This is a genomic window from Vibrio sp. FF145 (genome assembly GCF_041439075.1).
Classification (GTDB): Bacteria; Pseudomonadota; Gammaproteobacteria; order Enterobacterales; family Vibrionaceae; genus Vibrio; species Vibrio tasmaniensis_A.
The window spans coordinates 217166-241571 of record NZ_JBGONH010000001.1 but is presented as its reverse complement, the minus strand read 5'-3'; the positions used below and the strand labels follow the sequence as shown (position 1 = coordinate 241571).

General features: G+C 43.6%; 20 protein-coding genes and 1 other RNA gene. 16 read left to right on the top strand and 5 right to left on the bottom strand.

The window, feature by feature from the left end:
* Positions 1–442 precede the first annotated feature (442 nt).
* The 3 genes from ACED42_RS01075 (at position 443) to ACED42_RS01065 (ending at position 5111) form a co-directional block, all read left to right on the top strand.
* Entirely contained in the window at positions 443–1519 is a 1077-nt protein-coding gene (locus tag ACED42_RS01075) for an efflux RND transporter periplasmic adaptor subunit (RefSeq protein ID WP_371701029.1), read from the top strand.
* Positions 1519–4632 carry a vibriobactin export RND transporter permease subunit VexH gene (gene vexH / locus ACED42_RS01070; RefSeq protein WP_371701027.1) on the top strand — a complete coding sequence of 1038 codons (3114 nt, stop codon included), beginning with the start codon at positions 1519–1521 and terminating at the stop codon, positions 4630–4632. Before ACED42_RS01075 ends, vexH begins: the two co-directional genes overlap by 1 nt.
* Positions 4633–4790: 158 nt before the next feature.
* Positions 4791–5111, top strand: a complete 321-nt coding sequence (locus ACED42_RS01065) for a DUF1244 domain-containing protein (protein ID WP_371701025.1) — start codon at positions 4791–4793, stop codon at positions 5109–5111.
* 91 nt (positions 5112–5202) lie between these two features.
* On the opposite strand, the gene ACED42_RS01060 is transcribed toward ACED42_RS01065, so the two are convergent.
* Entirely contained in the window at positions 5203–6270 is a 1068-nt protein-coding gene (locus tag ACED42_RS01060; protein WP_371701023.1) for a PLP-dependent cysteine synthase family protein, read from the bottom strand.
* Positions 6271–6417: 147 nt separating this feature from the next.
* On the opposite strand from ACED42_RS01060, the gene ACED42_RS01055 reads away from it, so the two are divergent.
* On the top strand, positions 6418–6873 hold the full coding sequence (locus ACED42_RS01055; RefSeq protein ID WP_009847256.1) for an Lrp/AsnC family transcriptional regulator: 456 nt from the start codon (positions 6418–6420) through the stop codon (positions 6871–6873).
* A gap of 88 nt (positions 6874–6961) precedes the next feature.
* Positions 6962–7627, top strand: a complete 666-nt coding sequence (locus ACED42_RS01050) for a hypothetical protein (RefSeq protein ID WP_102249497.1) — start codon at positions 6962–6964, stop codon at positions 7625–7627.
* A 135-nt stretch (positions 7628–7762) separates the two neighbouring features.
* On the opposite strand, the gene tesB is transcribed toward ACED42_RS01050, so the two are convergent.
* Positions 7763–8623 carry an acyl-CoA thioesterase II gene (gene tesB / locus ACED42_RS01045; protein ID WP_012604483.1) on the bottom strand — a complete coding sequence of 287 codons (861 nt, stop codon included), beginning with the start codon at positions 8621–8623 and terminating at the stop codon, positions 7763–7765.
* 168 nt (positions 8624–8791) lie between these two features.
* Between tesB and ACED42_RS01040 the strand changes: the two genes are divergently transcribed.
* Complete coding sequence (locus ACED42_RS01040; RefSeq protein ID WP_009847253.1) at positions 8792–9232, top strand: YbaY family lipoprotein; 441 nt, start codon at positions 8792–8794, stop codon at positions 9230–9232.
* A 76-nt stretch (positions 9233–9308) separates the two neighbouring features.
* On the opposite strand, the gene ACED42_RS01035 is transcribed toward ACED42_RS01040, so the two are convergent.
* The gene (locus ACED42_RS01035; RefSeq protein ID WP_065681131.1) at positions 9309–9611 is read right to left on the bottom strand and encodes an MGMT family protein; all 303 of its coding nucleotides are present in this window, start codon (positions 9609–9611) and stop codon (positions 9309–9311) included.
* A gap of 213 nt (positions 9612–9824) precedes the next feature.
* On the opposite strand from ACED42_RS01035, the gene ACED42_RS01030 reads away from it, so the two are divergent.
* From ACED42_RS01030 to ACED42_RS01010, 5 genes are all read left to right on the top strand, one after another.
* The gene (locus ACED42_RS01030) at positions 9825–10568 is read left to right on the top strand and encodes a hypothetical protein (protein ID WP_135382510.1); all 744 of its coding nucleotides are present in this window, start codon (positions 9825–9827) and stop codon (positions 10566–10568) included.
* Between the two features lie 196 nt (positions 10569–10764).
* An RNA gene (gene ffs, locus ACED42_RS01025) (signal recognition particle sRNA small type) lies at positions 10765–10861 on the top strand.
* A gap of 120 nt (positions 10862–10981) precedes the next feature.
* Positions 10982–11605: a TnsA endonuclease N-terminal domain-containing protein gene (locus ACED42_RS01020; protein WP_371701021.1), complete on the top strand. Its 624-nt coding sequence runs from the start codon at positions 10982–10984 to the stop codon at positions 11603–11605.
* Positions 11606–11608: 3 nt separating this feature from the next.
* Positions 11609–13474, top strand: coding sequence for a Mu transposase C-terminal domain-containing protein (locus tag ACED42_RS01015; protein WP_054541713.1), 1866 nt, complete (start codon positions 11609–11611; stop codon positions 13472–13474).
* Positions 13474–14541, top strand: coding sequence for a TniB family NTP-binding protein (locus ACED42_RS01010; protein ID WP_371701018.1), 1068 nt, complete (start codon positions 13474–13476; stop codon positions 14539–14541). The genes ACED42_RS01015 and ACED42_RS01010 overlap by 1 nt, the downstream gene beginning before the upstream one ends.
* An 11-nt stretch (positions 14542–14552) precedes the next feature.
* Here ACED42_RS01010 and ACED42_RS01005 read toward each other — a convergent pair whose 3' ends face one another.
* Complete coding sequence (locus ACED42_RS01005) at positions 14553–14855, bottom strand: helix-turn-helix domain-containing protein (RefSeq protein WP_008220694.1); 303 nt, start codon at positions 14853–14855, stop codon at positions 14553–14555.
* Between the two features lie 101 nt (positions 14856–14956).
* Between ACED42_RS01005 and ACED42_RS01000 the strand changes: the two genes are divergently transcribed.
* Positions 14957–15502, top strand: a complete 546-nt coding sequence (locus tag ACED42_RS01000) for a hypothetical protein (protein WP_371701016.1) — start codon at positions 14957–14959, stop codon at positions 15500–15502.
* Positions 15496–16878, top strand: coding sequence for a DEAD/DEAH box helicase (locus tag ACED42_RS00995; protein ID WP_371701014.1), 1383 nt, complete (start codon positions 15496–15498; stop codon positions 16876–16878). Before ACED42_RS01000 ends, ACED42_RS00995 begins: the two co-directional genes overlap by 7 nt.
* Here the strand turns inward: ACED42_RS00995 and ACED42_RS00990 are convergent.
* On the bottom strand, positions 16875–17741 hold the full coding sequence (locus tag ACED42_RS00990) for a GIY-YIG nuclease family protein (protein ID WP_371701012.1): 867 nt from the start codon (positions 17739–17741) through the stop codon (positions 16875–16877). The two genes, ACED42_RS00995 and ACED42_RS00990, sit on opposite strands and share 4 nt — an antisense overlap.
* Before the next feature lie 201 nt (positions 17742–17942).
* Here ACED42_RS00990 and ACED42_RS00985 point away from each other — a divergent pair, with 201 nt between their 5' ends.
* Genes ACED42_RS00985 through ACED42_RS00975 form a run of 3 tightly spaced genes read left to right on the top strand, consistent with a single transcriptional unit; the run spans position 17943 to position 24372 of the window.
* Positions 17943–19550: an N-6 DNA methylase gene (locus ACED42_RS00985; RefSeq protein ID WP_371701010.1), complete on the top strand. Its 1608-nt coding sequence runs from the start codon at positions 17943–17945 to the stop codon at positions 19548–19550.
* Positions 19547–20728, top strand: coding sequence for a restriction endonuclease subunit S (locus ACED42_RS00980; protein ID WP_371701009.1), 1182 nt, complete (start codon positions 19547–19549; stop codon positions 20726–20728). The genes ACED42_RS00985 and ACED42_RS00980 overlap by 4 nt, the downstream gene beginning before the upstream one ends.
* Before the next feature lie 38 nt (positions 20729–20766).
* On the top strand, positions 20767–24372 hold the full coding sequence (locus ACED42_RS00975) for a DEAD/DEAH box helicase family protein (RefSeq protein ID WP_371701007.1): 3606 nt from the start codon (positions 20767–20769) through the stop codon (positions 24370–24372).
* Positions 24373–24406: the final 34 nt, after the last annotated feature.

Genomic DNA, 24406 nt, shown 5'->3' with positions numbered 1-24406 from the left:
GGCAGTGCCGGCAGATTTACAGTCTGCTCCCTTTGGCCACTCGGGAACCCCTCCAGGGTGTTTTTCCTAACTCATAATGGATAGGCTAAAGAGATGTTTTTCCCAACGCATCTCTCAAGTGCGGAGCGCATCATAGCAAACACGTTAAACCTGTAAAGGGTTTTTCTTATGGTTTTGTGTTAAATGCTGCCTTTTTGGGCAAAGATGGCGAAAAGTACGCATATTGCTCGTGAAGTGAACATCTGTATTAAGATTTACGTACTGATAGGTAACACCTTGAGGTAATTAGCTTTCTGTATCGCGTTTGGTTCGTGTCATTCGTCATGAAACGTCAATTGAATTTAACTTAGATTTACACTTCTTGACGTTACAGCATTCATCAGTTGATAGAATACGGTTAATTTCATTTATAGATATTAAATCTCACTTGCAGACCATTATTATGAAGCATAAAACTGTTTTAACCCTGCTTAGCTTGTCTATCATTATGGCGTCTCCAGCCGCACTAGCTAAACGTATGGGCCCTAGCACTGTCACTGTTGTTACCGAGCAAGTTGATATTCACCAAGTTAGCCAGTCTCTTTCTTTGGTCGGTAAGTTAGAAGCCGAGCAATCTGTAATGATCACTTCTGAAGTGGCTGGCAGAGTGAACTCTATTAACATCAAAGCCAATCAAGATGTCACCAAAGGGCAGATGTTGGTTCAACTCGATGACGACAAAGCAAAAGCAGCAGTTGCAGAAGCACAAGCATATTTAAAAGATGAAAAGCGTAAGCTTGCGGAATTTCAACGACTAGTGAAACGTAACGCGATCACTCAAACTGAAATTGACGCTCAGAAAACTAACGTAGAGATCGCTAATGCTCGCCTAGCTGCCGCTAACGCTAACCTGAAAGATCTACATATCAGTGCACCTTTCTCTGGTACGGTCGGTTTTATTGACTTTAGCCGCGGCAAAATGGTGACATCGGGTACAGAGCTCGTGACGTTAGATGACTTGTCTGTGATGCAGTTAGATCTTCAGATTCCAGAGCGCTACCTTTCTAAACTGTCTAAAGGTATGACAGTAACGGCTCGCACCAGTGCGTGGGGCGATACTCAGTTCACGGGTACTGTGGTGGGTATTGATTCTCGCATTAACGCCGAAACTTTGAACCTTCGAGTTCGAATCCACTTCGATAACAACAATGATTACCTAAAACCGGGCATGTTAGTGGCGGCTGATATGGACTTCCCACCAGTAGAAGCCCCAATCATTCCAGTTCAAGCGCTTGAGTATTCAGGCACTAAGCGTTTCGTTTATGTTATTGGCGAAGATAACAAAGCGACTCGTACCGAAGTATTCCTCGGGGCTCGTCTTGATAACGAAGTCGTGATCGAAAAAGGCATCGAGATTGGTCAGAAGATCGTAGTGCAAGGTATCGTGAACATGCGTGACGGTGTTTTGGTTCAAGAGCTTGCCGTCAATCGCCCTGCTAAACTTGATGAAAATACAGCAGTACAAGAAGGCGCTAACTAATGTTGTTATCTGATGTTTCTGTGAAGAGACCAGTAGCGGCTGTTGTATTGAGCCTGCTTTTGGTTGTGTTTGGTATTGTCTCTTTCAATAAACTCGCAGTTCGTGAAATGCCCGATATTGAAAGCCCGGTGGTATCGATCAGCACTCGTTATGAAGGTGCATCTGCCACCATCATTGAAAGCCAAATCACCTCCAACCTTGAAGATCAGTTATCCGGCATCAGTGGTATCGATGAAATCGAATCTACGACACGAAACGGATCGTCACGAATCACCATCACCTTTGAACTTGGTTATGACCTCAATACTGGTGTCAGTGATGTGCGTGATGCGGTAGCACGTGCTCAGCGTTCGTTGCCTGATGAAGCCGATGACCCGATTGTTTATAAGAACAATGGTAGTGGTGAAGCGTCGGTTTACATCAATCTCAGCTCGACGGAGATGGACCGAACGCAGTTAACCGATTACACCGAACGTGTGTTGATTGACCGCTTTAGTTTGATCTCTGGTGTGAGCTCGGTGGATATTTCTGGCGGTTTGTACAAAGTCATGTACGTGAAGCTGAAACCTGCGTTAATGGCGGGTCGTGGTGTTACCGCCTCTGATATTACACAAGCCCTACGTAACGAGAACATTGAAAGCCCGGGTGGCGAAGTGCGTAACGATGCGATTGTGATGTCGGTTCGTACTGCTCGTTCATATACTGAAGCCAAAGATTTCGAATACCTAGTGGTGAAACGTGCTTCTGATAACACGCCAATTTATTTGAAAGATGTAGCGGATGTTTACATTGGCGCAGAAAACGAGAACTCGACCTTTAAGAGTGATGGCGTTGTGAACGTCAGTATGGGCATTGTGCCTCAGTCTGATGCCAACCCACTTGAGGTGGCTGACTTAGTTCATAAAGAAGTAGAGGCCATTCAAAAGTTCTTGCCTGACGGAACTCGTCTAGCGGTGGACTATGACTCCACTGTCTTTATCGACCGTTCTATCTCAGAGGTATACAGTACCCTCTTTATTACGGGTGGTTTGGTTATCCTCGTGCTTTACGTCTTCATTGGCCAAGCGCGTGCAACGCTGATTCCAGCGGTAACCGTTCCTGTGTCGCTAATCTCGTCGTTTATTGCGGCGTACTACTTTGGCTTCTCTATCAACCTCATCACCTTGATGGCACTTATCCTGTCTATCGGTTTGGTGGTCGATGATGCGATTGTGGTGGTTGAGAATATTTTCCACCACATTGAACGTGGTGAATCACCATTGCTTGCGGCTTATAAAGGGACACGTGAAGTAGGCTTTGCAGTAATCGCAACCACGCTAGTATTGGTAATGGTGTTCCTACCCATCTCGTTTATGGACGGTATGGTAGGTCTTCTGTTTACTGAGTTCTCAGTGCTATTGGCGATGTCGGTGATCTTTTCATCTGTCATAGCATTAACCTTGACGCCGGTTCTGGGCAGCAAGATTTTAAAAGCGAATGTGAAACCTAATCGCTTCAATCAATTTGTTGAACGTGTGTTTGGTAAGTTAGAAGCTGGATACAAATCGGTATTGCGCCGTGCTCTAAACTGGCGTTGGGCAGCTCCAATCATCATTATTGCATGTATGGGCGGTAGTTATGGTTTGATGCAACAAGTGCCGTCGCAACTGACGCCACAAGAAGACCGTGGTGTTATCTTTGCGTTTGTTCGTGGTGCCGACGCAACTAGTTACAACCGTATGTCTGCCAACATGGACATCGTTGAAGAACGCCTAATGCCGCTGCTTGGTCAAGGATTCTTGAAGTCATTCAGCATTCAATCGCCAGCGTTTGGTGGTAATGCGGGCGACCAAACGGGCTTCGTTATCATGATCCTGGAAGACTGGGACGAACGTGAAGAAACAGCACAACAAGCCTTGGGTGAGGTACGTAAGTCTTTAGCGGGTATTCCTGATGTGCGTGTGTTCCCGTTCATGCCAGGCTTCCGTGGTGGTTCGAGTGAGCCTGTGCAATTTGTACTGGGAGGCTCTGATTATTCTGAGCTTCAGAAGTGGGCAGAGCTCTTAAAGCAAGCGGCTGAAGACTCTCCAATGATGGAGGGCGCGGACATTGATTACTCTGAGAAAACACCAGAGCTATTGGTAACCGTAGATAAGCAGCGTGCAGCAGAGCTAGGTGTTAGCGTTTCAGACATCTCAGATACGTTAGAAATCATGCTTGGTGGCCGCAGTGAAACGACGTTCGTTGAACGTGGTGAAGAGTACGACGTTTACCTGCGTGGCGATGAAAACAGTTTTAACAATGCCAATGACTTAAGCCAAATCTACATGCGAACTCAGTCTGGTGAATTGGTGACACTCGATACTCTAACGCATATTGAAGAAGTAGCGTCCTCGATTCGTTTATCGCACTACAACAAGCAGAAATCGGTGACCATCAAAGCGAACCTAATGGAAGGTTACACGCTGGGTGATGCTCTAGATTTCCTTGATGAACAAGCGATTGAGCAGCTACCGGGTGATATTTCAGTAAGCTACTCAGGCGAGTCTAAAGATTTCAAAGAGAACCAATCGAGCATCTTAGTGGTGTTTGCGTTAGCGATGTTGGTGGCGTACTTGGTACTCGCGGCGCAATTTGAAAGCTTCATCAATCCTCTGGTGGTGATGTTCACCGTACCTATGGGTATCTTTGGCGGCTTCTTAGGCTTGGTGTTGATGAGTCAAGGGCTCAACGTTTACAGCCAGATCGGTATGATCATGTTGATCGGTATGGTGACCAAAAACGGTATCTTGATCGTCGAATTTGCCAACCAACTTCGAGATCGTGGTATTGAGTTTGAAAAGGCGATCATTGATGCTTCAGCTCGACGTCTACGTCCAATATTGATGACGGCGTTCACCACATTAGCCGGTGCAATCCCATTGATTACTTCAACGGGCGCAGGCTATGAAAGCCGAGTGGCAGTAGGTACGGTTATCTTCTTCGGTATGGGCTTCGCGACACTGGTAACTCTGTTTGTAATCCCTGCGATGTACCGACTGATTTCCGGCTCAACACGCTCTCCGGGTCACGTGGAAGCGGAGCTTAATAAAGAACTCAGCCATGATAACGTGGGAAGAACCTCTCACGGTTAATAAACACGCCCGCTCAATGAACATGCACGGTTAATGAACATGGAATAGTGTAACAATATTGAAAAGCCTGCGTTTGCTCCTAGCGAATGGCAGGCTTTTTTTGTATAACAAGCAGAGCTCAATGAATTAATACAATAAATCGAATAAAGGAAAGTAAAGTGGCTGAATTTAAATACAAAGATCTTTCTCAAAAAGAACAAGATAAGCTAGATGCAGCAACCTTTCGTCGTCTGCTAGCACACTTAGACAATAATAAGGATGTGCAGAACATCGACCTGATGATCTTGGCTGGCTTTTGCCGTAACTGTTTCAGTAAGTGGTACAAAGCAGAAGCTGAACAACAAGGCTTAGACTTGGATATCGATGACGCACGTGAGCGCGTATATGGCATGACTTACGATGAGTGGAAACAAAACCATCAACCAAAAGCGACGCCTGAACAACTAGCGGCGTTTGAAGCGAAGCAGAAGCCAGAATAATTTGTTCTCGCTAGAAATTGATGAATAGAATAAACCAAAAAAGAGCCCATCAAGGGCTCTTTTCTATTTCGAACTATCGGTTTATATGAACTTAAGCCAGTTGACCCGTTTGCGAGAAAGCTTCTAGCTTCGCTGCATAAGGTTGTAGGTCACCGATATTCAGATTTACCCACTCGTCATTGAAGTAAGTGTCTAGGTAACGTTCACCGCTATCACATAGCAAAGTCACGATAGACCCTGTCTCTCCACGCGCTTTCATCTCACTGGCTAGCTGAAGCACGCCGTACATGTTAGTACCGGTTGATGCGCCAACCTTGCGACCAAGAATGTCAGATAACCAATGTGTCGTTGCGATACTTGCTGCGTCTGGGATTTTACGCATTTCGTCAACCACACCAGGAATGAAGCTTGGCTCTGCTCGTGGGCGACCAATGCCTTCAATCTTGCTGAATGTACTGCCTTTCACGTTCGCATTGCCTGTTTGGAAGTATTCGTGGAATACAGAGTTCTCAGGGTCGACAACACAAAGCTTAGTTTCATGCTGTTGGTAGCGAATGAAGCGGCCGATAGTTGCAGACGTACCGCCAGTACCTGGGCTCATTACTACCCACGCTGGAACTGGGTGATCTTCCATCTGCATTTGATTGAAAATGGAGTTCGCGATGTTGTTGTTACCACGCCAGTCGGTTGCGCGCTCAGCGTAGGTAAATTGGTCCATGTAGTGACCATTCAGTTCTTCTGCTAAACGACGAGACTCATCGTAAATTTCATCTGAGCGGTCAACAAGATGCGCTTGGCCGCCGTAGAATTCAATCTGCTCAATCTTCTTCTTCGCTGTGCATTTCGGCATTACCGCAATAAACGGCAGGCCAAGTAGGCGAGCGAAGTACGCTTCAGATACTGCAGTACTGCCTGATGAAGATTCAATGATCGTTGTTTCTGGGCCAACCCAACCGTTACAGATAGCGTATAAGAACAGAGAACGCGCTAAGCGGTGCTTTAAAGAGCCTGTAGGGTGTGTGCTTTCATCTTTAAGGTAAACATCAATGCCTTCGATACTTGGTAGATCGAGCTTGATAAGGTGCGTATCCGCTGAGCGTTGGTAGTCCGCTTCAATTTTACGAATCGCGTTGTTAATCCATTGATGGTCAGTGCACATAAGCGTTCTCCTGATCGAGTGTAGGAATTCTTTGTAATTGGTATGCTTCCAATTTAGCTAGAATTTGAGAGAAAAACTTTGCCATATTTGCTTTGTTTTGCTTAAATTGTAGAAAATTATTCTCTTTAAATTCGATTTGGTGAAAATGTGATAGATGCCGTAGATAAAAAAATATTAAGGCTGTTACAAGAAGACAGCACATTGTCATTGAACGACATTTCAGAAGCGGTCAACCTCACCACAACACCTTGTTGGAAAAGGCTTAAACGCCTCGAAGAAAACGGCATTATTGAAAAAAAAGTGGCGTTATTGAATCCTGAAAAGCTCGAACTTGCTTTTACAGCGTTCGTATTGGTGAAAACCAGTGATCATTCTCATGAGTGGTATGGTCGTTTTGTAAACACCGTATCGGAATTTCCAGAAGTGATGGAGTTTTATCGCATGGCTGGCGAATATGATTATATGATGAAGGTTCAGGTGAAAGACATGAAGTGCTTTGATGATTTCTACAAGCGCTTGGTGAATAGCATTGATGGTATCTCTAATGTGACCTCGACGTTTGCGATGGAGCCATTGAAGTACACGACGGCATTGCCTCTTTAAGCTACACCTAGCTAAAGTTAACTATCGTTTCAGTTTAGATATATTCTCAGTTTAGATCTCGCCTCTGCGATAAAGAAAAGGAATATTCATGTTTGCAAAAGTATCTACTGCTATCCAATTGGTACTGGCCGTTGCCATTTTCTATTTGGGTTACACCATCTATTCGTTTACCAATAAAGTCGGTGAAATCGTTGATACTTATCCGCAGGTGATCGAAGATTTATCCGGTCTTACCAAAGGGCTAAAAGTAGAAGAGCTATTAGCGTTTGCTGAACATGTTAATGAGCTTGCTCCTCAGGTGTTAGATACCGTTGAAGACGTTAGAAAGACCGTCGAAAAAGTGAATCAAACCGTTTCATCGGTCGATAATAAAATCCCTGCGATATTAGATGAAGTTAAAAATGTCCGAACGGAAGTCGGGCAGGTAAGAACCGATGTCATCCCGCCAACATTGACTGAATTAAAACGATACCGTGTCGATGTGATGCCACCGATGCTCGCTGAAAGTAAATCTTACCGCCAGCAAACTATCCCCACTGTTGTTGCCGAATCTGAAATGCTACGAGCGGAAGTTCCGGGTATTTTGGCACAAGCGAATTTGCTGGCAGATAAAAGTAAAGAGTTAGCTCAGGGCGCCGCAGAGGGCGCAGTGAAAGGCGTGGTGTTATCGCCATTTAATCTACTGCGAGACGCTGGTGATGGAATTAAAACTCGAGTACAAGGTGAATTCGAACCCTTGCTAGAGGCTGAATAGAGATTACGGACTGTTACGTGACAGCTTGTCGTTAGCATCATTAAAAAGAGAGGCTAGGTATTAAACCTAGCCTCTCTTTTTTCTCGTAAATATTTGGGGCTTGTAAAAAGCGTTTATTCGCTATTTATTTGAGCGCTACTTAGTAAAACGCATCACACCTTCTTGTACTGCTGTTGCTACGAGCTCACCTTTCTGGTTGAAGATCTCGCCGCGCACTAGGCCGCGAGTGTTCGCTGCCGTTGGGCTTTCAATCGCATAAAGCAGCCATTCATCCATCTTGAATGGTCGGTGGAACCAGATAGAGTGGTCAATCGTCGCTACTTGGAAGTTCGGCGTCATGATAGAAACTTCGTGAGGGTGAAGCGCCGTCACCAAGAACCCCCAATCCGATGCGTAAGCAAGCAGGTATTGGTGAATCAATTGGTTGTCTGGCATCGCGCCATTTGCTCTCACCCAAAGGTATTGTTTTGGGTCGGCTTTCTTAGGGTTAAGCGGGTTCACTATTGTTACCGGGCGCATCTCAATTGGCTTTTCGCCACAGAAAGTCTTACGCAGTTTCTCAGGCAAAAATTCAGCAATGTGGCTTGCTAACTCAGTTTCTGATGCAAAGTTCTCTGGCCCTGGGATGTTTGGCATTTCATTCTGGTGTTCAAAGCCGGGTGCATCACCATGATAAGAAGCCGTAAGATAGAAAATAGGGCGGCCATTTTGAATCGCTTTCACGCGGCGTGTACTAAAGCTGCGTCCATCTCTTAGGTTCTCAACATCGTAAATAATGGGTTTTTCAGGGTCGCCGGGAAATAGAAAGTAACTGTGGAACGAGTGAACACTGCGGTCGTCTTGAACCGTATAACGAGCAGCAGAAAGCGCTTGCCCTAATACTTGACCGCCGTATACCTGTGGCAGACCTAGGTTCTCACTTTGCCCGCGGAACAGGCCTTCCTCTAGTTTCTCTAGCTGAAGTAAATTGAGTAATTCATTTAAAGGTTGACTCATCGCCAGCATGCCTCTTGGTAAAATAGGTGTCAGATTATGGTGTTAATCATTCAGCTTAGTCAGATATCTGTCAATAAATCATAGGGTTTCGAGACAGAATATGAAAGCTCTCTTATAATTGGTGAGTAGATTTGCCGAGTCCGGCAAACATGTTGAGAGAAATTGAATATGAAAAAGGCTCTAATTCTTATTACGTCTTTAGTATCGTTTGGCCTACTTGTGGGTTGCCAAGCAACATCAGAAACCAGTGCTTCTCAGGAAGTGGTTGCAGAGAACACTCAAGTGATTTCAGGAACAGTAAGCTATCGTGAAAGAATTGCATTGCCAGAGAATGCAGTAGTGACTGTTACGCTAGAAGACATCTCACTGGCTGACGCACCATCGACCGTTATCGCGACTCAAGAGTTCACCACTGACGGTAAGCAAGTACCGTTCGCATTCGAGCTGAGCTACGACAACAACAAGATTAAAGCTAACCACCGTTACAACATGCGCGCAACGATTCACGTTGACGGCAAATTACGTTTCACTACTGACACCATTAAGTCAGTGATTACTGACGTAGAAAACACGCAACAAGCAGACCTACGTTTGGTTGGTGTCCGTTAATTCGAAATCGATGCCACTGTTAAGGCATCTTGATTAAGCTTAATTTAGTCAGTTGAATAGACGATTAGTGGCAGCTCTAGGGCTGCCATTTATATATTCTGAGTTTAACTTTTCCCGCGTCACTCACTTCAATCCCTTCTTTAACCAAATGCTGCTTTTGTCGGTCGAACGAATCACCCTTTAAAGATATTTCACCCTTGCTGTTGATTACCCGATACCAAGGCAGTTTGCTACCTTCTGGCAGGTTACCCAGCGCTTTACCAACATGGCGCGCATAGCCCGGAAATCCTGAAAAACGTGCGATGTCTCCATAAGTTGTTACTTTCCCATATGGAATTTGGTGAATCACAGCAAAGATTTGAGGCAAAAATTGGTCCATACTAAATGTTCCTAGTTCATAAATACCAATCACAGTAAGTAAGTGTTCAAAAATAGCGCAGGGAAAAAGCTTGAGAACAAGACAGATTTTTCGATAAATAGTTATTCTACAATCAAAAAATCTAACGAGGTTATCGAGGCTTTTAACAAGCTAGGGTGACCAGTTAATTACTACGATTGGTATGGTACCACGGATCGGTAGAAGGAGAGGGCTATGGTATTTACAACGTTTCAGTTCTTGATAACCACATTATTAGCGGTTGTTTGCGCGAGAGCAATCAGTTTAAGTGAGGGAGATATCCCAGTACTTGCAATGGTCATTCCTGCTTTATGGATTTTGCCGCAAGGAGGCATCGCAGGATTAGCTTTGCTTGTCTCCATGACCACTTATGGATTAACGCTACCGCTACAACCCATCACGCTATCAGTCAGTGTATGGGTGTTATTCCCACTATTGATGGTGGTCTTTTCAAAACGCAGCAGTTTGTCGGTCGTGATTATTTCTGGCTTGATCGTCGCAACGCTACAAGTCGGGATCATGGTGACGCAATCCGCAGGAAAGCTTGATGGCGTTCCGTGGGTTACTACGCTGCAAACCTTGTCGATCATCGTGATTTGGTGGGCGGCAAATCATCTTAAACCAGCCAGTCGACACAGCTGGTGGTCATTAGGCTTAATACTTCCATTATGGATGGCCGATTTACCTTATGCCGCTTTGGTGGCTTTGTGTGTCACGGGTATTATGGCATCGATGGAAACACTGACGCGCTTGAAAACTTTCCGTTGGAATAAGCTGTTGTGTTGGACATTGCCAACAGTCGGTTTTGCGGCTTTGGTGATCACCCCAAGTATCGAAGTGCCTAGTCCCGTTTTTGTGGTGTGGTTGTGTTTGTTGGGCACCGCTTGGATGACAGACTACATCCTTCGCACCGAAGATAATGAAGACATCGATATTTAGCTCTTCTGTAACCAAACCTTCCAACTGCAGGTAAATGGCGAATTTACCTGCGATTTTCGAGTGGGTTGAATAAAGGATAAGCACTTAGAACGCAATTGTTCAAAAATAGGGTGGAAGGGCTTGCAATGGTTGCTGCGATGCTTAATAATCCAATCACTCTTTGAGGCAAGCCTCTTAGAAAAAGAATCTATGGAGGCTCTGGTCCTCCCGCAACACTAACTTGTGAACTCGGTCAGGCCTGGAAGGGAGCAGCCGCAGCAGGCGACGTGTGTGCCGGGATGTGGCTGGGGCTTCCACCCATTATGAAGCCTGCAATATATGTTCGCATAAATTGCAGGCTTCTTTTCTTATTTGCACCCTAAGTCTTCATGGTCTATTTTTTGTTGTAGGTTTACAACAAAAGTGCTTTTGCTATGTACGACCAAACCAAAAAATCATCAGCTGTTCACAACATTTGTAAATTCATGAGTTTGAAAAATGACTCAGTTGTTCGAACAATGTCCATGCTTGAGTATGATTTTTGTTTTCATGCTGAATACAATCCTCAAATAGTTAGATATGAATCTCAGCCACATGGGTTTGAGTACTACTTCAATGGGCGCTATTGCCGCTACACACCAGACTTTCAGCTTTTCGATAACATAGATACGCCTTCTCTGATTGAAGTAAAGCATTCAAGTCAGATCCTTAAACCAGATTTTCGAGCAAGGTTTAAAGAAAAGCAGCTTGTCGCTCAAGCTGAGTATGGAAAAAAACTCATCTTAGTGACCGAGAAGCAGATTCGAACTGGTTTTCTACTTAGTAACCTTAAATTACTCCACGGCTATTCAGGGATTCGTACAATCACTGATATTCAAAAACATGTGCTTCAGTTTGTTCAAGCTAATAGAAGCGTTACCCTTCATTATCTTTCACACCAACTTAAAATCTCTCCAGATGAAACATTAACAGCAGCTTTGTGCTGGCTATCTTCAGGTGAAATACAAACAGATTTTAATCAGAAAAAATTTGATTTAGAAAGTTCTGTTTGGTGCTAGCCAATGAGTAATGATGCTCTCTTTGGTTTTCGTGATGAATCTAGTAGTTTCGACAATGATGTAGCAGATGATAAAACGCTTCCAACAGAATTTTTAGCAGAAGACGAAAATCTTGAATTGGCATTTGGTGATCTACCACACAAAGAGACTGCATTGTATCGGTTGGACTTAATTCGTTATTTGGAAAGGCACGTACAAGGAGGTTGGACGCCCAAAAACCTAGATAAGCTCTTGGAAGAGTATGCTTTATTGAAGAAAACTTCGGTCCCGTCATCCAGAACGGTTGCTGATTGGAAAAAGCTCTATTACGAGTCAGGTAAAGATGTAGCGTCTCTTGTTCCTGGGCATAGCAAAAAAGGAAACAGAATACTAAAGAATGATTCATCTGATTTAGTAACAGAAGCGATTCAAACCAAGTTTCTGACCAAAGAGCGAGTATCAGTCAACACCGCCTATGAGTACTACAAATATCGAGTTATTGAAGAGAACCGACAATTAACGCAAATTAAAATAGCGACAATTTCACAACGGACATTTTACAATCGTGTAAATGCACTACCTCCCTATGAAGTTGCTTTGGCTCGTTATGGTAAACGATATGCTGATAATAAGTTTAAGACTGTTGGGTCAATCATTCCGGCAACGCGTCCAATGGAATGTGTAGAAATAGATCACACTACAGCTCCTGTTATTTTGCTTGATGATGATTTGGATCTTCCTCTTGGCAGACCACACTTAACAATCCTTTATGATAGATACTCTACTTGCATTGTTGGTCTTTCTGTCAATTATAGAGATCCTAGTTACGAGACAGTACGAGCAGCTTTCCTCAATTCAGTTCTCAAGAAGGATTGGGTTAAAGAAAAGTACCCAAGCATTAAATCTGAATGGCCTTGCTACGGAAATATTACAAATTTGATAGTGGATAACGGTGCGGAGTTTTGGAGTGATAGCCTAGAGTCAGCATTAAAGCCATTAGTAACAGATATTCAATATAATCAACGTGGTAAACCGTGGCGAAAAGCGGGTGTTGAAAAGTCTTTTGATACCTTCTATAAGAAACTATTTAGTCGTTTCCCAGGAAAAACCTTCACGAACCCTACTCAGTTAAAAGACTACAACCCGAAGCGAGACGCTGTCATTAATGTGTCTGATTTTCTCGAGCTGTTACATAAGTGGCTTATTGACGTTTATCATAAAAAAGCTGACACGAGGTACAAGAGAGTTCCCTACCAGAAATGGACAGAGTCGCAAGGAAAGATAATCTTTTGTGAAGGCCCTGAAGCAGAGCAATTAAAGATTGAGCTTGGAGTTGTAAACCATCGGACTATAAGAAGAGGCGCTATTGAATTGCATTCTCTTAAATACCAATCTGATGAGTTGGAAGAGTACGGTAAGCAGTATTCTAGTCGTGCAAGAAAAAGCGCTTATGTGAAAACCAAGACAGACCCAAACGATATCAGCTCGATTTACGTTTATCTTGAGGAAGAGAAAAAATACATCAAAGTCCCAGCAGTCGATCATACGGGTTATACAAAAGGCCGATCTTTATATGAACATCAACGGATTAACAGTTTAAGAAGGTTGAAAGTTCGTTTGGGAGAGCAAGACGAATCACTAGCCGATGCGTCATTGTATTTGGACAGAGCTATGGATGAAGCAATAGAACGTATGAGTCGTTCTAAGTCCAAAAAATCGGCGCTTCCTAAAACAACTCATGCTTCAAAAATAGCAAAGCAAAGAGGTGTTGGTAGCGAAGGGCCTAGCACCATTGTCATTACGTCACCTAAACCTATCAGTGAAGTACCAAAAGAAGTAATAGATATTGGTACTGCTAGTGATGACCTCAGCGATATAGAGGGGTATTAGTGAACATACTTAGTGAGCTTCAAATAGAGCAATATACATCTTTTAGAGAGTGTTTCTTAGAATACCCTCAGCTGACGGAAATTTATAACGTCTTTGATCGAATGGTATTGAACAGCTGTCTTGGAGGGGAACAAGAGTCACTATTGCTAACGGGAGATACAGGTGTTGGCAAGACGGCGATGATAGATAATTATGTTGCAAGGTTCGCTGCTAAGGGTAGCCGCTGGGCTGAAATGCCAGTATTAAAAACTCGCATCCCAAGTAAAGTTCGTGAGCAAAATACGTTAGAAAGATTATTAATTGATTTAGATAGTCGAGCCTCTAGCCGCCGCAGGAGACCTTACAAAGAAGGAGCGTTAGAACAAGGAGTCATCAAAAGTTTAGTTGAAAAAAAAGTGAAGCTTGTGATCGTTAATGAGGTTCAGGAGCTGATGGAATTCAAAGATGCTAATGAACGACAAACAATAGCGAATACTTTTAAGATGATAAGTGAGGAAGCTCAAGTTTCATTTGTCTTGGTGGGTATGCCCTATGCGACTATGCTCGCTGAAGAAGACCAATGGAATTCTCGTTTAGGCTGGAAGCGACACTTAAGTTATTTTCACCTTTCTAAGCTGAGCGAAGCCGATAACAAAGGTTATATACCTGATGCAGAAGGGAAACGGCATTTTGCAAGCTTTGTTACCGGACTTGCAGGCCGGATGGGGTTTGAAAAACGCCCTAACTTAACTGGGGATGAAATTCTATTGCCTTTATTTTCAGTCTGTCGCGGAGAATGCCGTGTGCTGAAGCACTTTCTTGCGGATGCGTTACTCAACGCATTGCAATCTTCAAAGGATACGATTGATAAGCCATTATTATCGGCTTGTTTTGATACTAAATACCCTTATGCGAAACAGAATCCTTTCGAGTGTAAGTTAACAGAACTCAAGCTAGTAGAACTGAAAACAGAAACTTCTTACAACAAAGGTGCTCAATTTAAAGAAGACCGATTAATAGGTCGGTCATTTACTGATTTATTACCAGTTCATATGTTGCTGAGTAAGACACCTTTAAAAGCTCAGTGATACGCACATTGTTATTTATTCAGATTCTCCAACAACACCGCCTTCTCTTCATCACTCATCTTATCAATTGCGCACGCTAACTCAGCGCTCAATTCGCTCCTACAGAAAAAGTAGTTTAGCGGCACATCTAACTCTTCAGCCATGCGCTCAAGTGTACCAATATCAGGTACATGCCTGCCTTTCTCGTAATGATTCATACGACCGCTAGCAGAACTTTGCTCCATACCAATTTTCACCCCTAAATCTTTTTGGGTGATCTTGGCTTTTTTACGCGCAGCTTTGAGCCTCGCTGGGATAGGGTTGTCTTTTTGCACTTACACATTTCTTTTCAACCTTTAGATAACTTAGATTGTCTAAGTTTTACTGATTTTTGTATACTTAGCAATCCTAAGTTTTTATTGCCTGTAAGAGTCACATGAAGAAAGTAACCAGAATTAACCCTCACATGTTTAAACTATTGATTGAAAAAGGGATGGATAATTTCTCCGTCACAGAAGCTAGAGATGCTTTGCTAAACAGTGCTTCAGCCTTCCCGAGCAAGGATGATGCGCGGAAGTATGTTTATAAGCAACTTCTATCATTTGAGGAGAAAGGTTGGCTTTCTGTTATTGGGACTCGCAGAGACAAGCGCTACCATCAAACTAGCGAATTCAAAGCGCTCACAATTGAGCCTAGATCGGGGCGAAATAAGAAAGCTAAGGTCGATTCAATGGCTGTTCAAACTCCAGAGTGCTCTCTAAATGCACTAGAGCAAGAGAAGAAGCAGCATGAAGGCGAACTGGCGATTGCTTTGGGCGAGATTGAGGAATACCAATCGTTGTTAACGCGTTTCCCAAACAACAAGCAAGATATGCAGCCGCTATTTAATGCAGCAAGAGAACGCTCAGCCAAGCTATTAGGCAGAATTAATGCACTAACCAACTGGATGCAAGTCGCGCAAAGCAAGGTCCCTCAATGTTAAGAGCATGGCAAGCCGAGTGTGCAGCTCAAGCTATCGAGAAATTCACTTTAAACAAGCATTCACATTTCTTCTGCCAAGCGACTCCTGGAGCTGGTAAAACCGTTATGGCCGCCGAGGTCGCGAGTCGGTTATTTGAACAAGGTATGATTGACCTAGTGCTGTGTTTCTCTCCCTCTCTGACTGTTGCAGAAGGGATGCAAAAGACCTTTTCATGGAAGCTCGAATGTTCCTTTAATGGAGGTTTGGGTTCCCTTGGGGGCTCTTACACCTACCAATCCATCCGTTTTTTGGATGAAAACTTCTGGAACACCGTCAGTAAATATCGAGTACTAGTGGTATTTGATGAGATCCACCATTGTTCGTTTGATGACGAGGGGCGGTCAAACTCATGGGGGCTAGAAATTGTCTCGAAGATCCAAGGCTTTGCTCATTATACTTTGGCGCTGTCGGGCACTCCTTGGCGTTCTGATCGACTACCAATTGTTATGGCCGAGTATTCTGATCCTGATGGCAAGGTTGTTTGCGATTACCAATACGGCTTGCAACAAGCCGTTGAAGATAAGGTATGCCGCCGCCCTAAAATCGTTTTAATCGATAATGAACACCTGAGTGTTAAGGCTGGCAGTGACAATCAACATTTCGCCTCTATTCTTGATTGCCTTAAACAATCCGATGTCTCTTATCAAAGCGTAATTCACAACGAAGACGCTATGAATTACATATTAAATAGTGGTTGCCAAAAGCTAGCGCAGATAAGGCAAGATTCCCCAAGTGCTGGAGGCTTGGTGGTCGCATCTTCTATTAAGCACGCTAAAGACATTCAAAAGCGACTTGTTGAGCACTTTAATCAATCAGCATGCATCGTGACTTATCATCACGATAATCCGTTACATGAAATTGAGTCTTTTCGTCACTCAAAGGTTCAGTGGATAGTCAGTGTTGGGATGATAAGTGAAGGAACGGATATTCCAAGGCTGCAGGTTTGCTGTCATATGAGTTCGGTAAAAACGGAGCTTTACTTTAGGCAAGTACTCGGGCGAATTTTAAGAATCAGTGACTCACCCAACCAAGAAGCGTGGTTGTATACCTTTGCTGAAGAAAGTCTGATTGGGTTTGCTGAAAGAATTGAGCAGGATATTCCTGATAGCTGCATGTACATTAAACAAGATAACAACGTACCGAGTGGTGTTGATGAAATACGCCTGCCGTCAAGCACGGTATCGGAAAGCGTTCAATCTAATCGATCCCAACCAAGCTTACTCAGTTGGGGGGAACCTTCAGATATGATTAATTCAAATAATGCAGGGTTCACGTTGGCATTTGATGAGCTGAGGTTAGGCCAGTTTAAACAGAGAGTTATCGCCGCATTTATCTAAATAGATTCCGCTTCAATCTCTTTCAGTGTTTTACCTGAAGCACTTCTCCAGTAATCGGGCCCGCTGCAAGGGTAGCCAAGCAGCACTGCGGCGGCTTGAGAGGCGCTAGTAAATAGAATGTCTTCGGCTGCTACTAGGCGGTCTCCTGATGACGCTAAAATCCCTTTATCTTCTAGGTTACTACGCAGCTTCGTATAGCCTTTAGATAAACTAGGCTGAGCTATTGTTAGTGCCTGAGACCCTTTCAAAACAACAATGCCTTCATCCGTAAGCATTGCCTTAGCATTGACTTTTTTTACCTTGAGCTGCAGTACCATACTTTCTGGTTCGCTTGGTAAGGGAGCATTCGTTTGAGACACCTTCGATTCCAATAGTTTGTGCCCTAAAGAACCGATAACAGTGCGAATGTTGTCAATAAAAGTCTCCATGGCATCTCTTTCACCTCTGGGTAATGAATATGTCGGTGGTTGCTTGTCATTATCGAGGTCGTATCGTTTTGACTCTAAGATAATTTCGATTAAACGAGCTTCAAGATACTTAACGTGTGCTTTCGTTAAGTTTTCATCTTTGTTCGTAAAGCAAATGGCTTCATTCCAGAACTCTTTGCCTGCTAAATGTTGTGATAAGCGTTTTTGAATATGTTCAGCTTCTCCAACGTAAACAAGGCTATTGCCACTCTCTGCGTTGTAACCAAATAAAAAGTAAACTCCGGGCCGCTGAGTTTCTTCCCATTCAGAGAGTTCTTTGATGTGTACTCTAGGAACCGCAATAGCCTGACCTGTCCAGTTCACAATTTCAGCATGTCGAATACCTGTCACAGAGCCGTTCGCCAAGTATATTTTGAGTTGCGTTCCTCTAGTCATCATCACTCACTTTTAACAACAATCGATGCGCTAGATACTATCTAACTGAATAAAAAATAGCACTTTTATTTATGATCAATTCAATGTGATGCACATTAACGTATAGCTGCCTATGTATGATAAAATCGCGCGATAGACCTACACATCACTAAGTTGTTTTCTTCTTGTTAAGAAGGTAACAATTTACCAAAGAGAATCACCATGCTAACAGGCAAAATTCGCAATCAGATCGACCAAGTTTGGGAAATGTTTTGGACAGGCGGCGTCGCTAACCCAATCTCAGTTATCGAGCAGATCTCCTACCTGCTGTTCATTCGTCGATTAGATGAGTTGCAAAAGACGGCTGAGCGTCGTAGCCAAGCGACAGGCCTGCCGTTAAACAACCCAACCTTTTCGCCTGATGAGCAAGCCCTTCGTTGGAGCAACTTCAAAGACAAAGATCCAGACGTGATGATGGAAATCGTTCGTGATCAAGTCTTTCCAAAAATCAAAGCGCTACAAAACGAAGGCAGCTTCGCCGAGCACATGAAAGATGCGATTTTCATGATCCCATCGCCAAAGCTGTTAGACCAAGTGGTGCAGCTACTTAACGCCATCGACATGAACGACAAAGACACCAAAGGCGATCTGTACGAGTACCTGCTAAGCAAATTGCAACAGTCGGGCGTGAACGGTCAGTTCCGTACCCCGCGTAACATCATCCAAATGATGGTCGAGCTAATGCAGCCAAAAGTGGGTGACACCATTTGTGACCCATCATCAGGGACATGTGGTTTCTTAATGGCGGCAGTAGAGTATGTTGAAGAGCATCACGCTAAAGAAGTGAACAAGCCTGATAACCGCAAGCACTTCAACAATGAAATGTTTACTGGCTTTGACTTTGATAAACATATGTTGCGCATTGGCGCGATGAATATGCAGCTGCACGGGATTGAGAACCCTAGTGTGCATTACCGTGACAGCTTGCAAGACCAAGGTGACGAGAACATCTCAGAAGCCTATAACCTCATTCTTGCAAACCCGCCATTTAAAGGTTCAGTTGATATTGACATCGTATCGCCAGACTTGATGCGTGCATTGGGTAAAAACCCTATTGTTAAGAAAACTAAGCCAACCTACAAAACTGAAACTGATGAAGACGGCAATGAAATTCAGGTTGAGGTGAAAAAGAAAAAGCCGACTGAAAAATCAGAGTTGCTGTTCTTAGCCCTAATTTTACGCATGCTCAAAGTGGGTGGTCGTGCAGCGGTTATTATCCCTGATGGTGTGTTATTTGGTTCAACCAAAGCGCATAAAGCGATTCGTGAGCAAATCGTTTCTAAACAAAAACTCGAAGCGGTCATTTCACTGCCTTCTGGTGTATTCAAGCCCTACGCTGGGGTAAGTACTGCCATTCTTATCTTCACTAAAACCAACAGTGGCGGTACAGATAACGTTTGGTTCTACGACATGCAGGCTGATGGTTACTCACTCGATGATAAGCGTACTCAGCTTTTCAAAGACGGTGAAGCAGCTACGCACGAGCAAAGTAACATTGCCGATATCATTGAACGCTTTAACACGCTAACCAATGAAGACAACACATCAAACAGCAGTAGCCCTGAATACTCACGCAAAAAGACCGAGCAGAGCTTTATGGTGCCGGTGGATGCGATTAGCAGTAACGACTTTGACCTAAGCCTTAACCGCTACAAAGAAGTGGTGTACGAAGAAGTTCAATACGATGCGCCGCAAGACATTCTGAAACGTATTAAAATCTTGCAGGAAAGGATGGCACAGGGTGTATCTGATTTGGAGAAGCTGCTGTGAGTTGGTCCAATGTAGCTTTATCGTCACTCGTTAATATCAAGGGGGGAGGAACCCCGAGTAAAGCTAAATCAGAGTATTGGAATGGTTCAATCCCTTGGGTGTCTGTAAAAGATTTTAAAAGTACAGATCTTAATGGGGCCAGTGACTACATCACTCAAGAAGGCATAGATAACTCAGCTACTTCTCTTATTCCTTGCGGTAATTTGATCGTACCCACTCGAATGGCATTGGGAAAAGTAGCGGTTAACAGTGTTGATATAGCCATAAACCAAGACCTTAAAGCGCTCATTATTAAAGATGAGTCTATGGTTGATATTGAGTATCTATTCAGATGCATTCAATCGAAATCGGAAGAGATCATTCGTCAAGGGAAAGGTGCTACCGTTAAAGGTATTACCGTTGATGTATTGAAGAACCTACAAATCCCACTTCCCCCTTTAGAAACCCAAAAACAAATCGCAGCTGTGCTAGAAAAAGCCGACCAACTGCGTAAAGACTGTCAGCAAATGGAGCGAGAGTTAAACGGCCTCGCTCAGTCAGTATTTATCGATATGTTTGGTGATCCGGTGACGAATCCGAAGGGCTGGGAAACTGAATCTCTTGATACTATTGCTAAAGTTCAAATAGGTCCATTTGGCTCGCAACTTCATAAAGAAGATTATATTGCGGACGGAATTCCACTAATCAATCCTACTCATATTGTTAAAGGTCAGATCGTGCCTGATATGAATTTAACATTAACACCAGAAAAGTTTGAAACCTTACCCAACTATCACCTTGAGACTGGTGACATTATTATGGGGCGTCGCGGTGAGATGGGAAGAACGGCATTGATTGATGAATACTCCCAAGGTTGGTTTTGTGGTACTGGTAGTTTGTATATTCGTATAACTTCTCAGTTAGTTCAGCCCGCATTCTTAAATTCTGTTATGTCTTGTAGCTCGATGAAAACTTGGCTAGAAGAACAGTCCCTAGGAGCTACAATGCCGAATTTGAATAAAAAGATTTTGCATTCAATTCAAGTTCCAATTCCTACAACAGCAGTGCAAAAAAATTACGCCCTTGCTTTGGATGTATTGTGTAAGCAGCGACAAGAACAAAAAGAGCATATTAAAGAGCTGGATGGATTATTTAACGCCCTCATGCAAAAAGCCTTCAAAGGCGAGCTAGACCTATAACGAATATTAAAAGAACAATGATGTAAAAAGGAAACTCAATGTCAGATACGGTTAACGGTTCAACGAGCAACTTCGGCTTTATGGATGTTGCCCTTAACGGTGGCAACGATGTGTACACCACGCGTTGCGCCGAGATTCAAACTCGTGCCAAAAATGCGGAAAGCAACATCAAAACTGATCCTCGTATTGCAGGCTTTTATGCCCGAAATGCATTGGAGTTAATGGTTGAAACCATATTTGACATTGATAATTGGCTTACTCGTCCACGTCATGATGCGACTTTAATGTCGCTTATTCATGATAAGGACTTTAAGCAAAATTTAGAAACTCACTTGTTTCCCAAGCTCAAGCTGGTGATCCAAGTGGGTAACGAAGCGGTACACAGTAAAACCACGCTACCACAGCGTGATGCCCTACAAACGGTGAAAGAGCTGCACCATGTGCTGTATTGGTTTATTCGAACCTATACACCCAACCTAGACCGTAAACAATTTGTAGTTCAACCGTTTGATGAAGCGCGTATTCCACAACAAGTCTCAATTGATGCCACAGTTGCGACCAAAGCCCTCAGCAGCATTAAACGGGTTAAAGAGCTAGAGAAGCAGCTAGAGCAAGACGACAAAGTTGAGCGTGAAGCCTACTTACAGCAATTAAAAGAGAACGAAACGTTAAAAGCGGCAAACCAAGCATTACTTGAGCAGATAGAGCAAGCTAAACAAAGTGCTGAAAAAGTCACGGATGCGCACGACTATAACGAGGAAGAAACTCGAACTTATCTTATCGATGTACTTCTACACGAAGCTGGCTGGAAGCTCGAACATAAGCGAGACCGTGAATACCCTGTATCAGGTATGCCAATTTCGCAAGCTAACCCTAATGGGAATGGGTTTGTTGACTACGTTCTATGGGGTGACGACGGTACAGCGTTAGCGGTTGTTGAAGCAAAACGCACTCATCGCCGTGCAGAAGACGGACAACAACAAGCAAAGCTCTATGCTGACTGTTTAGAAAAACAGTGTGGTGTGCGCCCAGTTATCTTCTACACTAATGGCTATGATACCCATCTGTGGGATGATCATTTCTACCCGCCGCGTCAAGTTCAGGGTTTTTACACCAAAGCCGAACTTGAGCTTATGGTGAAGCGTCGTACCGATCGTAAACCTTTCTTTGAAAATGGTATGCCTAACAACAATCTTGTTATTAATAACGAGATCACCAACCGTCACTATCAGAAATCAGCCATTACTAAACTATTGCAGGACTTTGAGCTAGAGCATGAGCGCAAAGGGTTATTTGTAATGGCAACGGGTACGGGTAAAACGCGTACCGTGATCAGTCTTGTTGATTTGTTGGTGAAAAACGATTGGGTTAAGAACGTTCTGTTCCTAGCTGACCGTAACGCATTGCTTACCCAAGCCAAGAAGAACTTCGTTAAGCTACTGCCTCGTGTAAGTTGTTCTATTTTGGATTCAGGGCAGAGCAAGAATAACATCGACAGCCGTTTGTATTTCTCTACTTACCCAACCATGAAGAATCTATTGGATCGTGGTGCGGATGAACGCCCGTTTGGTGTCGGTCATTTTGATTTGATTATTGTTGATGAAGCGCACCGCTCAGTCTATTCCAAGTATCGCCAAATTTTTGAGTATTTTGACGGCTTCTTAGTGGGCTTAACCGCGACACCAAAAGATGAAGTAGAAAAAGATACTTATGGCATTTTCGAACTACAAAAAGGGATGCCAACCTACGCTTATGAAGACGATAAAGCGTATGACCAAGGCTACCTTGTACCACCGACCAAAATCTCTGTTGCGACTAAGTTTTTACGTGAGGGCGTGAAGTATAAAGACCTGTCAGACGAAGAGCAGGAAGAGTGGGAAAATAAAGCTGAACTCGAAGATCGCGACGAAGTATTGCCGTCAGAAGTGAATAAGTTTTTGTTTAACGAAGATACTGCAGAAAAAATGTTTGCCCAGTTAATGAGTAAAGATGATCGCGGTGGTATCCATGTTGAAGGTGGCGATGTCATCGGTAAAACCATCGTCTTTGCAGCCAATAATGATCATGCCGTTTTTCTTGAGAAGATGTTCAATAAGAACTATCCGAAATGGGCAGGCAAGCTCGCTCGTGTCATTACCTTCAAAGAAACCTACGCACAAAGCCTAATCGATGAGTTCGGTGGCGATGAAAACAAAATTGATGAGTTCGACCCGAAGAACCCAACCTGCCGTATCGCAATTTCTGTAGATATGTTGGATACCGGTATTGATGTACCGGAAGTGGTGAACCTTGTGTTCTTCAAAGTCATCCGTTCTAAAGTGAAATTTACGCAGATGATTGGCCGTGGCACACGTTTGTGTAAAGACCTCTTTGGTCCAAATGACGACAAAAAGACGTTCAAGGTCTTCGATTACTGTCAGAACTTTGAGTATTTCGATGCTAACCCCGAAGGCATAGCTGTGGGTGTAGCAAAACCCGTGACTCAACAGGTATTCGAGAAGCGCGTTCTACTTAGTACATTGCTTAATGACCAGCTAAACAATGAAGAGTTTCGCGAACAAAACCCTGAAGATTGTCAGCGCTATACGGAGCTAAACCGCTATCAACTAGACATGTTGCACCACCTTGTGAGTGGTATGAATCTCGATAACTTTATCGTAAGACCAAAGCGCCAAGCAGTAGAACCTTTCTTAGAAAGAGAGCATTGGGACAATATTGACGATACCAAGTTTACTGAGCTAGAGAGCCAAATCTCTGCGCTACCAACTGAAGCTGAAGCGTTTAATTCTGATGAGCAACTTAATCACTTATCACACCGCTTCGATAGTTTGGTGTTAACCATGCAATTGGACCTGTTAGAGAAAGGTATGTTGTCGGAAACAAGCCGCGGACGAGTGGTTGAGTTTGCTGAGCAGCTTGAAGCGAAATCGACGATTCCAGCAGTACAAGCGCAGCTGCAACTTATCCAAGATATTCAGACCCAAGAGTTTTGGCAAGATATCCATTTAGTGACGCTTGAAGAGCTACGTCGTAAGTTACGAAATCTAATGTTTGCGTTGGACAAAGATAAAAAAGAGATGGTGTACACCAACTTTGAAGACGAAGTTCAAGGTGTCCATGACGTGACAAACGTATACAAGAACCCAAGTGTTGATTTAGCCCAGTATCGCAAGAAAATTGAGCTCTATATTCAAGACCACCAAGATCAGCTAACGATTCAAAAGCTCAAGCGCAATAAATCCATCACTCAAGCCGATTTAGACGTCCTAGAAGGCTTACTACTGGATGCAAGCGGTATGAGTGACATGGAAGCTTACCGTGAGAAGATCTTACAAGAGAAGCCGCTAGGCACGTTTATCCGTGAACTCATCGGTTTAGACATGAATGCAGCCAAAGAAGCATTCAGCAGTTTCCTTGATGAAGAGTCTTACAACGCTGAACAGATTCAATTCGTCGATCAAGTGATCGACTACCTCGTTAATAACGGCATCTTAGATATGTCGCAACTCTTCGAGCCACCATTTACTGATAACCACGGCGAAAGCGCCTACGGCTTCTTCGATGAAGGGACCGTGGTGGAGCTGTTTGGAGTGATTCGCAAGGTGAATGCGAATGCAGTGGTTGAAGAGAGTAAGAGTGCTTAGACCGCATTAAACAACAAGTGATAATAACGACCTT

What these genes read in the sequence shown, in the direction of transcription:
- ACED42_RS01015 (WP_054541713.1), top strand. Translation starts at nt 11,609, where the DNA reads ATGAGTAATGATGCTCTCTTTGGTTTTCGTGATGAATCTAGTAGTTTC.
- ACED42_RS00985 (WP_371701010.1), top strand. Translation starts at nt 17,943, where the DNA reads ATGCTAACAGGCAAAATTCGCAATCAGATCGACCAAGTTTGGGAAATG.
- ACED42_RS01040 (WP_009847253.1), top strand. Translation starts at nt 8,792, where the DNA reads ATGAAAAAGGCTCTAATTCTTATTACGTCTTTAGTATCGTTTGGCCTA.
- ACED42_RS01035 (WP_065681131.1), bottom strand. Translation starts at nt 9,611, where the DNA reads ATGGACCAATTTTTGCCTCAAATCTTTGCTGTGATTCACCAAATTCCA.
- ACED42_RS01050 (WP_102249497.1), top strand. Translation starts at nt 6,962, where the DNA reads ATGTTTGCAAAAGTATCTACTGCTATCCAATTGGTACTGGCCGTTGCC.
- ACED42_RS00975 (WP_371701007.1), top strand. Translation starts at nt 20,767, where the DNA reads ATGTCAGATACGGTTAACGGTTCAACGAGCAACTTCGGCTTTATGGAT.
- ACED42_RS01020 (WP_371701021.1), top strand. Translation starts at nt 10,982, where the DNA reads ATGTACGACCAAACCAAAAAATCATCAGCTGTTCACAACATTTGTAAA.
- ACED42_RS00990 (WP_371701012.1), bottom strand. Translation starts at nt 17,741, where the DNA reads ATGACTAGAGGAACGCAACTCAAAATATACTTGGCGAACGGCTCTGTG.
- ACED42_RS01030 (WP_135382510.1), top strand. Translation starts at nt 9,825, where the DNA reads ATGGTATTTACAACGTTTCAGTTCTTGATAACCACATTATTAGCGGTT.
- ACED42_RS01075 (WP_371701029.1), top strand. Translation starts at nt 443, where the DNA reads ATGAAGCATAAAACTGTTTTAACCCTGCTTAGCTTGTCTATCATTATG.
- ACED42_RS01060 (WP_371701023.1), bottom strand. Translation starts at nt 6,270, where the DNA reads ATGTGCACTGACCATCAATGGATTAACAACGCGATTCGTAAAATTGAA.
- ACED42_RS00995 (WP_371701014.1), top strand. Translation starts at nt 15,496, where the DNA reads ATGTTAAGAGCATGGCAAGCCGAGTGTGCAGCTCAAGCTATCGAGAAA.
- tesB (WP_012604483.1), bottom strand. Translation starts at nt 8,623, where the DNA reads ATGAGTCAACCTTTAAATGAATTACTCAATTTACTTCAGCTAGAGAAA.
- vexH (WP_371701027.1), top strand. Translation starts at nt 1,519, where the DNA reads ATGTTGTTATCTGATGTTTCTGTGAAGAGACCAGTAGCGGCTGTTGTA.
- ACED42_RS01000 (WP_371701016.1), top strand. Translation starts at nt 14,957, where the DNA reads ATGAAGAAAGTAACCAGAATTAACCCTCACATGTTTAAACTATTGATT.